The sequence below is a fragment of the Spiroplasma endosymbiont of Andrena trimmerana genome (genome assembly GCF_964019575.1).
Classification (GTDB): Bacteria; Bacillota_I; Bacilli_A; order Mycoplasmatales; family VBWQ01; genus Spiroplasma_E.
On sequence record NZ_OZ026455.1, the window covers coordinates 62,941 to 79,189 of the forward strand.

The following is a 16,249-nucleotide window of genomic DNA, read 5'->3' on the forward strand; positions in this document are numbered from 1 at the left end:
TTACCAATAATGGTAACTCCTATTCACTGTTAGGTGCCAACCGCAATGAATATTTACTTACCCTTAACTAAGTAAGTATTTTTATTATACTACTAAAATAAAGTTTTTTTAGTTTTATTTACTAAAAAAAATAAAACCTTTTTAATTTTATATATTTTTGATATTTATAATTAACTACTAATATACATCTGTATTCTTATTGGTATTTAATTATTTATTTTTTTCTAATTAAAAATATTATTTAAAACAACATTCTGATTACATAAAATTTTCTTAAATAATTGATAAAAAAGTATATTTTTTAATTTTTAACCTTAATAATAATAATGAAAATCTTTTAAAAGTTTTTCATAACTAAAAAGTTTTTCATTATTATTAACTTCAGTTTTAACTTTTTCAAAAAATAATTTTTTTGATTTATGTTTTTTTGAAAAATAACAATTTAGTTTATTTTTAGATTTTTTTGGACAATCTTCTATATTTTCTTCAAACAAATTTATTTCTTTGAAAAGATCAAAGTTTTTTTTCAATTTTTCAGTTTTAACTTTATCTTGACATTTATCAAGTAATTTTTTAAACTTTAAAGGATTTGAAACTACATTTGAAAAACTTTCAACGATTGCATAGTTATTTATTACATTTTCATAAATTCTTGGAGTAGAATTTTGTTCATTAATTAAAGTTTTGTAATCATTATCATTAAAATCACAATTTTTTTTTGCTTTTTTAATAAAATCATCAGTTAAAAGTATTAATAAACCATTTTTTCCCCTTCGATGAAGACTACCATATATTGATAATGAAGATGCAATTTCTCAATCAATATGTTTTCTACATTTTGTATGTTTTCCTAAAATAACTACAGTAGTATCTGAATCTTTTAAATACTCTTCTCTAATAGTTTTAAATATCTTTTTAGGAGGCAATTGCGGATCAATATCACCTAGTTTTACAGATACGTCTTTCACTTCAAAATATTCTCCATAACATTGCGAAATTAATTCTGATAATTCATCCTTTGCTTTTTGTTCTCTTAAATGATGATATGAAATAAAAATTTTTAACATTATTCATTAACCTCTTTTTTAAAATTTTAAAAATATTTTTTATAAACTTTAATAAGTTTATACTTTATTATAAAATAATACTCACTAAAAGTAATATTTTTAACTTTTAAGTTTTATAAAATCTTATTATTAAAATAAAGTAAATATTATACAAATTTCAAGTAATTACTAGTATAATGATTTAAGAATAAAAAAGAATAATTAGTACAAATAAAACTTGTTATTTTAAAGGAGAATAATATACATGAATAAAAACTATAAAGATACATTATTAATGCCTCAAACTAACTTTGAAATGCGTGCTAATTTAACTATAAAAGAACCACAACTACAAAAATATTGACAAGACCAAAAAATATATCAACAACTAATTAACAAAAATAAAAAATCTACGAAAACTTTTATTCTTCATGATGGACCTCCATATGCTAATGGTGATCTACATTTAGGACATGCATTAAATAAAATTTTAAAAGATATTATTGTTCGCTATTATAATAGTAGCAATTATTATGCACCCTATATTGCAGGTTGAGATACGCATGGTTTACCTATTGAAACAGCAGTTACTAACTCGGGAATTAATCGTAAAACAATAGCAGTATCAGATTTTAGAAAACAATGTCAAAAATATGCAGAACTGCAAGTTGCTAATCAAATTAATCAATTTAAAACATTAGGATTATTAACAGATTTTGAAGATCATTATGTTACTTATGATAAAAAATATGAATCTGAACAAATTAAAGTTTTTGCTAAAATGGTAGAAAAAAAACTAGTATATCGTAATTTATATCCTGTATATTGATCACCATCAAGCGAAAGTGCCTTAGCTGAAGCTGAAGTTGAATATTTAACAAAAACTAGTGCTGCTATTTATGTTGCCTTTTTACTAAATGATGAAAAAAAAATATTTAACTTACCTACCTCACTAATAATTTGAACAACAACACCATGAACCATTCCTAGCAATCAAATGTTAGCAGTAAATGAAGAATTTACATATAGTATTATTAAAACTAATGAACAACAATATATTATTGCACAACCATTGATTGATTCTTTTACTAAAGCAAACAACATCACCGATTTTATAATTGTTAAAACAATTTCTGGTAAAGATTTAATTGGATTAACAGCATTACATCCATTATATCAAAGAAAAACTCCAATCGTTCATGGTTCTCATGTTACTATAAATGATGGAACTGGAATTGTTCACACTGCTCCAGCGTTTGGTGAAGAAGATTTTGATTTAGGATTAAAACATAATATCAAAATTCTTTGTCCAATTAATGATCAAGGTCAATTTACAGCAGAAATCAATGATGAACAATTAGTCAATAAATTTTATGATGATACTAATAAAATTATTGTTGAGCGCTTAAAAAATAATGGTACATTAATTGGTATGAAATGATTTAAACATCAATATCCACATGATTGACGAACTAAAAAACCCGTTATTTATCGTGCCACTTTACAATGATTTATCGCTATTGAAAAAATCAAACCATTACTTACTAAAAATATTAATAAAGTAAATTTTGTTCCTGAATGAGCAAAAAAAAGAATGTTATTAATGACAAATAATCGCTATGATTGATGCATTTCTCGTCAACGTGCTTGAGGATTACCAATTCCAATTTTTTACACCGAAAAAAAAGAACCAATCATGGATATAAACCTTATTAATCATGTTGCTGATTTATTTGCTAAACATGGTTCAAATATTTGATTCGAAAAAGAAGCAAAAGATTTATTACCACCTAAATATCAACATAAAGATAGTCCAAATGGTATTTTTTATAAAGAACAAGACATCATGGATGTTTGATATGATAGTGGCGTTTCCCACTTAGCAGTTATTAAAAATAATAATTTACCTTGACCAGCAGATTTATATTTGGAGGGTAATGATCAATTTCGTGGTTGATTTAATTCAAGTTTAACAACAGGAACTATTACTAATAATAGTAGTCCCTATAAAAACTTGCTGGCACATGGTTTTGTAACTGACGCTAAAGGCAATAAAATGTCAAAATCAATTGGTAATGTTATTAGTGTTAAATCAATTTGTGATACTAATGGTGCTGATATTTTACGATTATGAGTAGCCAGTGTTGATTTTACTGATGATACAAGAATTGGTACTGAAATTTTAAAACAAGTTAGTGAAAACTATCGTAAAATCAGAAATATTTTTCGTTTCTTACTAGGTAATTTATTTGATTTAGATATCAAAACTATTGAAAATAAAACAGAAGAAGAAATTATTAATAGTTTATCAGAAGTTGATCAATATATTTTAAATAAATTAAACGGATTAGTGACTAAAATTAATGAAAATTATCAAACTTATCAATTTAATACTATCTATCATTTAATTTTAAATTTTGTTACTAATGATTTGTCTGCTTTTTATTGTGATTTTACTAAAGATATTTTATATGTTAATAGCAAAAATGATATTAGAAGAAAACAAGTACAAATGACAATGTTTTTAATAGTAAAAACTTTAATTGGTTTATTAGCCCCTATTTTACCACACACTACTGAAGAAGCATTCCAAAGTTTAACTAAAAAAGATTTAAACACAAGCAGTGATTCTATTCATTTAAAAAAATTTCCACAACCATGAAATTTAAACAAACCAACAAAACTAATGGAAAAATGAGAATATTTTATTAACTTTAAAAATGAAGTTAATAAAGTTATTGAACAAGCTAAAAAAGACAAAATTGTTAAAACAGCCTTAGAAACAATAGTGACTATTATTTTTAAAGATAATCATAATATCTTATCAACAATTGATGAAAAAGAATTAGCACAATTATTAATTGTTAGTGAAGTTAATATTAATTATAATAATAGCAACGTTAATGACTGAACTATTAATGTTAAAACAAAAGAGGGTACTAAATGTCCTCGCTGTTGATTAATTGTTAATGAAACAAAAGAAGATGTTTGTAATCGTTGTTTTGAAGTGTTATCCTTAATAATGTAAATAACTAATATTAGTTTAGAAAGAAGTAATTATGGAATTTTCTTGATTAGCAATTAAAAATCATTTAAAAACACGTGATTGAAAATGATTAACTAAAATAATTTGTTTTTGTGCAATTATTATTCTAATTGTCACTGATCAAATGATAAAATTAGCAGTACAAAATGGAATAAAAGTTGGTGAAGAATATAAATTCATACCCGGATTTATTAATTTAAAATTTATTATTAATTATGGTTCTGCTTTTAGTTTTTTTCAAAATCAAAAAATCTTTCTAATAACTTTTGCTTTTCTAGTAGCAATTGCTAGTAGCACCTGACTATTATTTACTAAATCTATTAACAGAGCACTAGGTCTCAGTTTTGTTATTGCAGGAACAATCGGTAATTTAACCGATAGATTTTTACATAATGGTGGTGTTATTGACTTTTTATTATGACAACTATTCCCACCATATACTATTTTTAATACTGCGGATATATTTATTACCATTGGTATCACAATTATTATTCTACAAATAATTATTGGAACCATAATTAATGCCTATCAAGAAAAGTTTGGAGAACACAATAATGAAGTCAACAACGGAACATTCACAACAATCATCAATGATAGAAAATCAAAAGATGATAAAACTAACATATCATGAAAACAAAAATATCCGCATCGACAAATATTTAGCAATGGTATTAACAGAACATCATTATTCACGAAATTTTATCCAAAATTTAATCACTAATGGGCAAGTAATAGTTAATAATAAAACTATTTCATCAGCTAACTTATTATTAAAAAATAATGATGAAATAAATATTATTATTAAAAATGAAAAAGAGAACACTTTAAAAGCAACTGCAATTGATTTTGAAATAATTTATGAGGATAATGAAATTCTTGTTATTAACAAACCTAATAATTTGGTTGTCCACCCAGGAGCAGGTAATTGAGATAATACTTTAGTTAACGGATTATTATTCCAATCTAAAATTGAAAATATTGATGAAAATAATTTACGTCCAGGCATTGTTCATCGTATTGACAAACAAACGACAGGGTTATTATTAGTAGCTAAAAATAAAATTAGTCATCATATTTTAGCAGAACAATTACAAAAACATGAAATTAAACGAATTTATATTGCATTAGTTCATGGTACAATTAAAGGTAGATCAGGAACCATTAAAGCGCCTATTGCTAGAAGCAATAATAATCGTCTAAAAATGATGGTCAATGAACAAAATAGTAAGAAAGCAACTACTCATTTTACAGTTATTGAGCGATTTAAAGACTATACTTTAGTTCAATGTCAATTAGAAACTGGTCGAACACACCAAATTCGTGTTCATTTTGAGTGAATTGAACATCCAATTGTAAATGACCCTTTATACAGCAAGTTTAAATTGGAAAATGCTAATATTGGACAATACTTACATGCTAAAGTCATTACTTTTACTCATCCCACAACTAAAAAAGTTATGACTTTTGAATGTAATTTACCTGATTTTTTTGAAAATAAATTACAATTATTACGAAAGGAAAGTGTTAAATAATGGATGATAATATTCTAGATATTTTAGGTTTACAATTAGTTGATTATTTTATTAGTCATCAAGATTATCGACCATTTAATGTTCCTAAAGAATTAAAACTACATGTTAAAGGTGAAGTATATCTAACTAATAAAGATAGTAATACTTATCATATCATTAAAATTATTAAAGAAAATAATTTTAATCCTCACCATTTAAAAAATAAAGATGAAGTTTATGAAATTTTACATAAACAATTAGCAGATGAAGGTGTTAAAGATATTCGTTATTTAATGGTTATTTTAAATGATGATAACCAAAACGAAAATCGAATGTCACCAGCGGTTGATGTTATTATTGCTACTAGTGACAAAATTGTTCAAGAATTATCTAAATTTTATCCTAGTATTACTAAATTTATTAAGGTAGACTTACCCCAACTTGAAACTGAAACCGAAAATAATGAAGAGACTAATGAAGATAATAGTACTGGAACTTTAAGTGATAATTGAAAAAAAGTTAATTTTCAAAACCGTCGTTACTTAAGCGAAACATTAAAAAAATGTACTAATGCTAATTTGGCAGTTACCTGATTTCTTTTTATAATTCCTATTATTACACTTGTTGTTTTTCTAGTAATTATAAACCTTAGTCAAGATGATTGATTAGCATTAGATTATAAACAACAACATTTGCTTTTTGGTGCCAATTATCATAACTTAATATTTGGTGCTTATCAATATTGAAGGTGATTAATTTATCCATTTGCTGGTAATGATATAAATCCTTCAGCTCCTATTAATTTAATATTTTCACTTTGAATGTTTTATCGTGTTGGTAGATTTGTTGAAGGATTTTATGGATGATGAAAAGCAATTTTCATTTGAATTGGTGCAATGATTCTAACCGGTATTTTACAAAGTGTTGTTGATAATATTAATATCATGTCAGGATTTTGAGTTTTTCCTGTAATTTCATTAGGAGCAATGTTACCTTTCATTTGAAATTATAAATTATTTAAAACTCCAATTATGAGTCGTTTCTTTACAACTATTTTATTAATGTTAATATTTTGATTTATAACTGATCAACAAGTAGTGACATTATTATATTGAATGATTGCTTTTGTCACAGGATGATTATTTGCTTCTTTAATCGGATATCATAATCGTAAAATAACTGTGTATTATGCTTTTAGTCCAATTGCTATTGGTTCATTAGTATTATTTGCTGGTTTACTTTGAGGTTTAAATAATTATTATCCTGTTGATGATAATAATTATACTTTAGAAGTATTAAAACAATATCAAAAACTTGGTCTAATTAGTCAAAGTACTATTAATAGTATTATGCTTAATTACTTTCACATACAAGTATAAAAAAAATTCTATATTTTTTTTAATGCATCAAATAAATACTTTTCTTCCTCTTTTGTAAGAAGATTAGTATTAATAACTATCTGTCTACTATTAATATCAATAATTTTAAAATCTATAGCAATATATGAATAATTATTAAAATTAATTTTTAATCTTTCCGATCATTCAATTATCATAAAATTATTCATCATTATTTCATAATATTCTTCTAAATGAGGATTAATTAAACGATAAGCATCCATATGAATTAAATTTCATTCATATTTAGTTTGATACTTATTTCAAATAATAAAAGTTGGTGAATTAATAATATTTTTAACTCCAAGTAAATTACCAATTAATTTAGTAATTTGCGTTTTACCACTACCAAGCGGACCATTTAATAATAAAATTAAATTTGGTTTAGCAATTTTAGCAATTATTTTGGCAAGAGTATTAGTGTCATCTAAATTTTTTAATATATATACATTTTTTTTCATAATAACCTTCTTTGATAATTATTTTATACTTTACAAACTATTATACAAAATAATAACTTATTTTCTAAATTATTATTTTTCTTATTTAAAAGTTATTACTGCTCATATGTTTCTTTTTTAACTACTACTTTTTCTTTACTTCTTACAAAAAATCATTGATAAAAACCAAAACCAGAATTACCAAGAGCAACAATTCACATTAATAAAAGATTTACATCCAAACGATTATGAGCAACTCCCGAATACATAGCTATTTGAAAAATATTAACAATTATTCAAAAAATTCATTGTTCACGAAAACGTAATAACATTAGTATTTGCGCAACAATACTTAAAGAATTAGTTAATGAATCTAGAATATGTGGTAAAACTTGTTGAAAAGTATTACCATCAAAATCATATTTCCCTAAAATTACACGTGAAAATTCAGGAATTTCAAAATAAAAAAATACTGATAAAACAATTGCAAAGTAAATAGTAACAATACTTGTTTTTAAATTTAAACGTTTAGAAATTATTTCTTGTTGTGAATCTAAATGAAATTTCCATAAACTATAGCCAATAAATTGAAAAGGCAAAAAGAAAAATAAATTCAACTGCATATCACTAACATAATCTCAAACTAAAGCAATACAACCATAAATAGTAACAGAAAAAAAGCCTCAAAAAAAATTAGAAATTTTACCAAATGAAATTAAAATTATACAAATAACATTAGTAAAAGCAGCAATACCATTTAAGAATAATAATACTTGCTGTCAAGGATGATAAACTTGACGATTTACAATAGTTCAAACCGAAGGATATAAATTAGGATTAATAAAATGATTCAAATCAAAAAATGTATTTCATAACATAAAAATCCCTAAACAAATAATAGCTACTTTAGCAGAAAATGGAATTTTATTAAGATCTTTGGGTATTGATAATAAAAATTCTTTTATATTTTTCTTTCTTTTTATAAATCTAAATTTTATATCTTTAAACATATTTTCTTCCTTTTAAATTTATTTATTTATTTATGTTCACTATTGTATTATTCAATCGTAATTTTCCATAAATTGCCAATGTAAGTGCATCATTAACTTTATCTAGTTCACTCTCATTAATAAAAATACCATTAATACCATTTTCACCAATACTACCATCACCTTTACCAAAATAACTTAACTTTAAATCTAAATTCAAACTAGATAAATCAACAGCATAAAAATGTCATATTTTTATTGAAGTTTTATTAGCATAGTAACTACCAAGTCTATAAATACAATCAAGTTTTAAGCTTCTAATATTAATTCCTGTCTCTTCTAAAATTTCATTCTTAACAGTTTCTAGTGATGATTTACCTAATTTACAACCACCTGTTAGAGTACTAAAAAATGATATCTTTTTATTTTCAAATAAAGGATTCTTTTCTTTCATTAATAAAAATCAATATTGATTGTATTTATATACAAAAGGTAAAACTGCAACTCCTTCATTATTACATCATAGTTCCCTAACACCTGTCATAAAGCCATTAGTAATTAACTTTAAAAATTTGCCCATAATAAATCCCCTTTACTATAAGTAATATTATAACATTAACTTAAAATTCAATTTGAAATTTTATACTAACTAAAAATAAAATTTATCCCAAATATTAATGAAAAAAATCATAAATAATTCCCTACTAAGATAATAGTTAATATATAATTTATTTATTATATAAAAATAAATAGGAGGAACAATAATGATTTACACAATTAATAATTTATTTATTAATAGTAACGATAAAACTAAAAAAATACCAACACAAGTAACTGTTAACGGTTGGGTTCGTTCTAATCGAAATAGTAAAAAAGTTGGGTTTTTAGATTTAAACGATGGTTCTTCAATTAATAACTTACAAGTAGTATATGATCCAAATTTAGAAAATACTAACAATTTAACTAATGTTACTACTGGTAGTGCTGTTACTATTACTGGTAATTTAATTTTAACACCAAATGCGAAACAACCATTTGAACTAAAAGTAATTACTGCTACTGTCTACAACATATGCGCTAATGATTATCCAATTCAAAAAAAAGAACATACAAATGAATTTCTTCGTGAACATGCACACTTACGTGTTCGTACTAATACTTTCTTGTCATTATTTAGAATTCGTGATCAAGTATCATGATCTATTCATAATTTTTTTCATAATAATCAATTTATTTACCTACATAGTCCTCTTATTACAGCTAATGATGCTGAAGGTGCTGGTGAAAATTTTATTGTTACTACTATAACTAATGATAAATATGAAAAGGATTTTTTTGGGAAAAAAGCCTCATTAACTGTTAGTGGTCAGTTAAATGCTGAAGCCTACGCTCAATCTTTACAAAAAGTTTATACATTTGGACCAACATTTCGTGCTGAAAAATCTAATACTACACGTCACGCAGCAGAATTTTGAATGGTAGAACCAGAATTTACCTTTAGTAATCTACAAGATAATATTATACTAGCCCAAAAACTAATAAAAACTGTTATTAGAGATGTTCTAAATAATTGTAATTCTGAATTAAAATTTTTAGAACAAAAACAAGAAACTAAAAATGAACAATCACTAATTGAAAAATTAGAAAAAATTGCCGATTTTAAATCTGATTTTAAAGTTATTACTTATACAGAAGTCATTGAATTACTTTTAAATGCGCAAAAAAAAGGAAAAAAATTTGAATTTAATGAAATTAAATGAGGAATTGATTTACAATCAGAACATGAAAGATATTTATGTGAAGAAATAACTAAACAACCAACTTTTGTTATTAACTATCCACAAACCATCAAAGCTTTTTACATGAAACTTAATCCAATTGATAGTAATTATCCACAACAAAAAACAGTGGCAGCTATGGATTTATTAGTGCCAGGGATTGGTGAATTAATTGGTGGTTCTGTTCGTGAAGATAATTATGAACAATTACTAAAAAATAAAACCCAATTCAAAATTGAGGGTAATGATCTACAATGATATTTTGATTTAAGAAAATATGGATATGCACCAAGTGCTGGTTTTGGTTTAGGTCTAGAAAGATTTTTAATGTTTATTACTGGTATTAATAATATTAGAGATGTTATTCCTTTTCCTCGTACACCAAATAACTTATTATTCTAAAATAATAATATTTTAATAATATCTTTTTAAATTAAACTTATAATGTTATTTAAAACTCCTATTACTACATTAAAATCCAACATAATATATAATTAATTTAGTATTAAATAATTATTAATAAGTTAAAAAAAGAAAGGATATTTATATGCCAAAGTCATATGAAATTATAAAAACAATATTAAAAAATAATACTTTTAAATTTAGAAATAATGATTGATTATAATCAAAAAGATCTAATTAATGTTCAACACTCAATTTACAATAGTTCAAAAGCAACCATTTTTTCTAAAGAATTACAAGAATTTTTAAAAAATGCTTACCATAATGCAGTTGCATCTAAAAAAATAGATATCCCATGAGTAATAACAGCAACTTTTAATTTACCAAATTCATCATATATAACTGAAATTAATGACTTAAAAAATAAAATTATTAAAGAAGGTATAACTATTAAAAATGATGAAACATACTTTGAAACTAAACTTTCTTTAAAAGAAATATGTGAAAACTTTAATATTGAAAATTCTAACATAAAAGAATTACTAAATGATTGCTTAAAAATCCCAGATAATAATTTTGAAAAAATCAAACAACAAAGTAATTTAGATACTAAAGAAAACAAAACTTATAATTATCATTCTGTTCAATTATAAATTAATAATTTAATTAAAAATGATCACGGACGGTTGTCAAATTTACGAAATAATTTATTCCAATATTAGTAACTTATTTCCAAAAATGAATTATTTGAAAAATAATGAAAATTAGACAAAATTACTCTCTTTAACCCTTAAATTTTTAAATTTATATTCGACGTATTTTAAAAAATATACATTTAAAAAAAATAAAAAATATTATCAAAGTTATTAAGGAAAAAGACAAGAAATAATCTTGTCTTTTTTTGTAATTGTAAAATTTTAAAATTTTTAATAATTTTCTTTAATACTATTATCAACACGTGTTAAGGAATTAAAAAAGTGAACCACAACACAGTTGTTCAAAATAGTGGCTAGCATGTGGACTTGCATGAATAAATAAGAAGTGGATGATGCCTAATAAAATATACTAACCAGAAATGGTAATTCTTGGGGTGGGAGCGAATTGGAAACTAGTGTATATAGACCTGTTGTAGGGACCTATTGTATTAATTCTATTCTTTATTTAACCAACCTTGCCACTCCCCAGTGAGCAAGTGTTGGTTTTATTTTTTATTTTTTTTGAAAAATTTTTTGGGCGAGAAAATAAATTTCAAACTTGTAAAAAATTGAACCGAATGCCTCGATTTCTTTTTAAAATTTCACAATTTATTTTTGAGCCCAGAATTGCTGGAATGAATAAAACGAATAGTAGTATTATTAATAATCTAAAAATCAAAATATATGTTCTTTATGCTAGAAGCAACAGAACATATTAGGAAAGGATTATTATGCAAATAGAATTTAAAAAAGAACAAATTGTTAAAGATAAACCACAATCTATTCTTATTGATTATGTTGAATATAAATTATCACTTCCAAAATGAATGATTAAAAATAATTCTTTTATTGTTGATAACAGTTACACATATTGAGTTTTTAATTTAGAAAATATTAAAAAAGAATTAAGTGGTAATGAATTAATAAAGTTATTAGAACCATATATTAAAGACCAAAAAATAACTGTTAATAAACCAACTGCTCCAAAAGAATATTATCTTAATGATATAAAACTTGAACAATTAACATTTTATGAACAGCATAATAGTTGATTTATGGGTGAAATAACAGATAACAAAACTAAAATTACTAATCCTTGTTTTAAATATAACATTACGTGAGAAGAAAACAGAAAAGGTTTTAAAATAAATAATCCATATAAACATGATGATTTACCAATTAATTATATAGTTACTTCTTATAAGGAAATTTCAACTCATAATGAAAAAGTATTTTTGTTGAACATGTAAACAAAATAAATTAGATTATTTATTCTTTAATACCAATGATATAAAAACCAGAAAATATTTTTTAAGAGATAAAAATAGTAAAGCAATTTGTTATGACTGTATTTTAAATATTAGGTTAAGTAGGAGGTATAAATATGGATAAAGAAAAATTAATTTATTATCTTGATAATGAATTTATGGAATTACTTAAAGATGATATTAGTGATGAAATTAAAATTAATATTAGTAATTGAAAACTTAAATTAATAATGAAATTACAAGAAAAAATTCAAAATGGTGAATTTGATTAATTATGCAATATGACTTAATTATTGGAATTGACCCCGCTGGAATTGGTAATAATGGAATTGTTATATATTCAAATGAAACAAATAGAATTATTTATACGGAAACATTCAACACAACACATGTTTTTGAAAGTAAAAATCGTTTTAAAAGAATACTATCGATAATTAAAGAACAATTTTTTGATAAAAAAATATTAGTTATTGTAGAAAATTTCTTTTTAAGTTCAAAGTAGTTATTAACTAATCCATTAGCAACTCCTAAAATTATTGGCGCGTTAATGGTATTAGTTCAAGATATTATGAACTGAGATTATCAAGAAAGTGAACCAAAAAATAAAAATAAAATAGAAAATTATAAAGGAAATATAAAATTAACAAAACATGAACAAGATGCATATAAGCATATTCAATACTATTTAAGGAATTATAAAAATGAAAGATAAAGCCAATTATGTCAAATTAACAGTAAAACTAAGTAACACTATTGAAGCAAAATATTACGAAAAAGGTAATAAGGAATTATATTATAGTGTTCGTTAAGTATCATTTTTTCACCGCAAGTTTAGAATTTTAAAAAAACATCTTAGTTGATGTTTTCTTTTTTATTTTTTTGATTTTCTCGTTTATCTCCATACATTAAAGTTTTTAAGAAAAAATGAATAGGAATTCAAATAATTGTGATACATAAAAGTATAGAAATAGAACTAATAATGCGTTTAAAAATTTTCATAAATACCTCTTTTTTTAATTTTTAATGATATGCTTATTAAAGATTTATATTTTTTTATAAATCATTTAATTTTATTAAAAATTCTTGTCCGAGATGATTATAAATGAATATTTCATATAATTTTTATGTTAAAAAAATTTTTTATGCTTGTTATGTTAAAAATGTTGTTTTACCTATTGATATTTTAAAAAATGAAAGAAATAAATTAGGTATAAAGAATATTGGTAATATTACTAAATTAAGAAATAATAATGTTCGTACTAAATGTAAATTAGTTCAAAAAGCATTACATAATTTTTATAATGCAAAAGTTTTAAGTTTTTTAACTTTAACTTATCATAAAAATGAAACTGATATTAGAAAAGCAAAACATGATTTACAATTATTCTTTAAACGTTTAAAACGTTGATGAAATGACCCTAAACGTTCTAAATATTTAGGTGAATTAAGATATTTTTATGTTTATGAATATCAAAAGCGTGGTGCAGTTCATTTTCATATATTATTTAATCGTAAAATACCTTATAGTATGATAACTAAATGATGACCACATGTTGGTAATAATAAAGGTATTGATTTAAAAGTTGTACATAAAGGTACAAATGAATTTGTGGTTAAATATTTGAGTAAATATGTAACAAAAGTACAAGAAAATATTAAATCTTTAAATCAAAAAGATGTTGGTATTCAAGCATATTCTTTTAGTAGAAATTGTAAAAATCCGCTTGTAGTTCGTGGTACTAAAATGTTAAGTTTACAAGAATTAGTACAAGCATGTGAAAAAGCAAAAGAATTTTATTTATTTAAAACTAAATCAAATGAACAAGGTGTTACTTATTTAATTGGCGGAAGTTATGATTATATTGCTAGTTGTGATTACTTTAAAGATTTTAACTATTATATTAGTTTAGAAAGTTTACGATTTAGATATTGATTAAAAAATAAATTTAATAGAAATGATATTTTAGATTTTATTTATAAAGTTTTTGATAAAAGTAAAATTGAAAAAATATTTTTAAATAAGCGAGTTTTACATTAATTTTAAATTTTTTCAAGTAAAATAATACTATATTTGTATTTTTTTGTGATTTTGTTATACTTTAATTATGGTAAGTATTATTGTTTTTCGGACAAGAAATGATAATGCTTACTTTTTTGTTGTATATTTATTGATATTTTGTTTAATTATGATATTATTTACACATAAGTAAATATGTTTTAAATTAGTTTTTAAAATTTTATTTAACTTATTTGAATTGGTAACAATTCCTTGTCCGGGATAGTTAAATATTAATATTAAGAACTTTTTATTTATTAAATTAATTTTATAGTTATGTATTTTTAATTTAATTATTTATAATTGTTTGCCAATTCAATTTATATTTTATATAGAAAGAGTTGGTAATTTTTATGTTCAAAGTTCAATTAGTTAATATTGATAAAAATAGAATGATACCTGATAAAAATAATCAAGGTCAAAATTTGAAATTTGATGTTTTAACCTTTTTAGAAATTAATAAACAAACTAATATACCTACCGGTAAAGTACGGGATAAATGATATAATCCGTTAGTAGTTAATGATTTTACACAATATTTACATAAACTTAGTTTTAAAGTTGGTAATTATTATGATTTAAAATTGGATTTATCCGGTACTATTGTAGATATTACTGAATGAAAATAATATATCAACAAATAATTAAATAAGGGGCTTATATATGGATTATATATTTTTCATTTTAAGCCCCAATGAATTAGATTATAGTTCATATATAAGCTCCTTATTAGTATATAAAGTAAGGAGTTTTATTTATGCCTAATGTATTAGAGCAAACTAGTAATTATACTTTAACTAAAATTTTAAGAACTGGATTAAGTCCATTAAGTGCTATGGTTGGAGTTAGTGCTTATTATGGTCAATATTTAAAAGACCCAGTATTAGGTTCTATTAATTCTTTGTTATTTAGTAAGAAGTTAGGAATTGATATATGAAATATTAATCAAAGACCCACTACTAGAAATAAAGTGATTAATAATTATAAAAAGATATTTTTAGGTTTAGGAACAATTGGTTTAGTTAATTATGCTAAGTTTGTGCAGTGTGTAGATAAGTCAGTTTCTTTATTAAGAGATGAACCATGTTTTTGACCACCTTGTCCTACTGAACCACCAAGACCAACTTATTCACCCTTTACAACTGTTAAACCAATAATTGATATGCCTTTTGTAGATTGAGATACTTATATATCTTTAAATAGTTTTGGTATAGCAAATGTTATTAGTGGTTTAACTGAATTAATACCTAATAGGTTTCAAAATATAAGAAAGATAGCAAATATGGGTACTGGTGGTTGTTTGATTAGTAGTGGTGTTGCTATGGGTATTAATAATGATTTTAGTAATTATTTTGCTATTCCTACTATTATTGCCGGAGCAAGTGAGATTATTAATACTTTATTGTTACCTTTGGGAAGTACACATAATAATACAGAATTACAAGAAGTGTTTACTGATGAAAGAGCAAGATTAATTAATGCTAGTATTAATGATTATCAAAGTACAAATAACAGTATGATTGATGTTGATTTAAATGATGATAGTATATCGGAGATTAATTTAGATAGAGCAAGTTTAAATTGGGATTATTCTTATGCTTATACGTTAGGTGGTGTTTAA

At 23.4% G+C, this 16,249-nt stretch carries 18 protein-coding genes; 14 read left to right on the forward strand and 4 right to left on the reverse strand.

The window, feature by feature from the left end; all coding sequences use genetic code 4:
- Positions 1-314: 314 nt before the first annotated feature.
- The gene (locus AACL03_RS00455) at positions 315-1,067 is read right to left on the reverse strand and encodes a TIR domain-containing protein (RefSeq protein WP_339038713.1); all 753 of its coding nucleotides are present in this window, start codon (positions 1,065-1,067) and stop codon (positions 315-317) included.
- A gap of 244 nt (positions 1,068-1,311) precedes the next feature.
- Here AACL03_RS00455 and ileS point away from each other — a divergent pair, with 244 nt between their 5' ends.
- Genes ileS through AACL03_RS00475 form a run of 4 tightly spaced genes read left to right on the forward strand, consistent with a single transcriptional unit; the run spans position 1,312 to position 6,982 of the window.
- Entirely contained in the window at positions 1,312-4,074 is a 2,763-nt protein-coding gene (ileS, locus tag AACL03_RS00460) for an isoleucine--tRNA ligase (RefSeq protein WP_339038715.1), read from the forward strand.
- A 31-nt stretch (positions 4,075-4,105) separates the two neighbouring features.
- Positions 4,106-4,813, forward strand: coding sequence for a signal peptidase II (gene lspA / locus AACL03_RS00465; protein WP_338959421.1), 708 nt, complete (start codon positions 4,106-4,108; stop codon positions 4,811-4,813).
- Complete coding sequence (locus tag AACL03_RS00470) at positions 4,758-5,624, forward strand: RluA family pseudouridine synthase (protein ID WP_339040156.1); 867 nt, start codon at positions 4,758-4,760, stop codon at positions 5,622-5,624. Before lspA ends, AACL03_RS00470 begins: the two co-directional genes overlap by 56 nt.
- Positions 5,624-6,982, forward strand: a complete 1,359-nt coding sequence (locus AACL03_RS00475; protein ID WP_339038718.1) for a hypothetical protein — start codon at positions 5,624-5,626, stop codon at positions 6,980-6,982. The genes AACL03_RS00470 and AACL03_RS00475 overlap by 1 nt, the downstream gene beginning before the upstream one ends.
- A gap of 8 nt (positions 6,983-6,990) precedes the next feature.
- Here the strand turns inward: AACL03_RS00475 and tsaE are convergent, their stop codons facing one another.
- The 3 genes from tsaE to AACL03_RS00490 all read right to left on the reverse strand — a co-directional run bounded on the left by tsaE (position 6,991) and on the right by AACL03_RS00490 (position 9,009).
- A complete protein-coding gene (gene tsaE, locus AACL03_RS00480) occupies positions 6,991-7,461 on the reverse strand; it encodes a tRNA (adenosine(37)-N6)-threonylcarbamoyltransferase complex ATPase subunit type 1 TsaE (protein WP_286642683.1) in 471 nt (156 codons plus the stop codon).
- A gap of 95 nt (positions 7,462-7,556) precedes the next feature.
- The gene (pnuC, locus tag AACL03_RS00485) at positions 7,557-8,450 is read right to left on the reverse strand and encodes a nicotinamide riboside transporter PnuC (protein WP_339038720.1); all 894 of its coding nucleotides are present in this window, start codon (positions 8,448-8,450) and stop codon (positions 7,557-7,559) included.
- A 22-nt stretch (positions 8,451-8,472) separates the two neighbouring features.
- Entirely contained in the window at positions 8,473-9,009 is a 537-nt protein-coding gene (locus AACL03_RS00490; protein ID WP_339038722.1) for a hypothetical protein, read from the reverse strand.
- Positions 9,010-9,190: 181 nt separating this feature from the next.
- On the opposite strand from AACL03_RS00490, the gene asnS reads away from it, so the two are divergent.
- The 10 genes from asnS (at position 9,191) to AACL03_RS00540 (ending at position 16,249) form a co-directional block, all read left to right on the forward strand.
- Complete coding sequence (gene asnS / locus AACL03_RS00495; protein WP_422397100.1) at positions 9,191-10,609, forward strand: asparagine--tRNA ligase; 1,419 nt, start codon at positions 9,191-9,193, stop codon at positions 10,607-10,609.
- A gap of 209 nt (positions 10,610-10,818) precedes the next feature.
- Positions 10,819-11,262, forward strand: coding sequence for a hypothetical protein (locus AACL03_RS00500; RefSeq protein ID WP_338986645.1), 444 nt, complete (start codon positions 10,819-10,821; stop codon positions 11,260-11,262).
- 620 nt (positions 11,263-11,882) lie between these two features.
- On the forward strand, positions 11,883-12,023 hold the full coding sequence (locus tag AACL03_RS00505; RefSeq protein WP_339038724.1) for a hypothetical protein: 141 nt from the start codon (positions 11,883-11,885) through the stop codon (positions 12,021-12,023).
- Between the two features lie 12 nt (positions 12,024-12,035).
- Positions 12,036-12,554: a hypothetical protein gene (locus tag AACL03_RS00510; RefSeq protein ID WP_338958598.1), complete on the forward strand. Its 519-nt coding sequence runs from the start codon at positions 12,036-12,038 to the stop codon at positions 12,552-12,554.
- Between the two features lie 134 nt (positions 12,555-12,688).
- Complete coding sequence (locus tag AACL03_RS00515) at positions 12,689-12,844, forward strand: hypothetical protein (protein WP_338957292.1); 156 nt, start codon at positions 12,689-12,691, stop codon at positions 12,842-12,844.
- 2 nt (positions 12,845-12,846) lie between these two features.
- A complete protein-coding gene (locus AACL03_RS00520; protein WP_339038727.1) occupies positions 12,847-13,074 on the forward strand; it encodes a hypothetical protein in 228 nt (75 codons plus the stop codon).
- A gap of 45 nt (positions 13,075-13,119) precedes the next feature.
- Positions 13,120-13,284, forward strand: coding sequence for a hypothetical protein (locus AACL03_RS00525; RefSeq protein ID WP_339038729.1), 165 nt, complete (start codon positions 13,120-13,122; stop codon positions 13,282-13,284).
- 390 nt (positions 13,285-13,674) lie between these two features.
- Positions 13,675-14,610 (forward strand): rolling circle replication-associated protein, encoded by a 936-nt coding sequence (locus tag AACL03_RS00530; protein WP_339038731.1) that lies wholly within the window; start codon positions 13,675-13,677, stop codon positions 14,608-14,610.
- A 371-nt stretch (positions 14,611-14,981) separates the two neighbouring features.
- Complete coding sequence (locus AACL03_RS00535) at positions 14,982-15,257, forward strand: hypothetical protein (RefSeq protein ID WP_252321084.1); 276 nt, start codon at positions 14,982-14,984, stop codon at positions 15,255-15,257.
- Positions 15,258-15,385: 128 nt separating this feature from the next.
- Positions 15,386-16,249: a hypothetical protein gene (locus AACL03_RS00540; protein ID WP_339038734.1), complete on the forward strand. Its 864-nt coding sequence runs from the start codon at positions 15,386-15,388 to the stop codon at positions 16,247-16,249.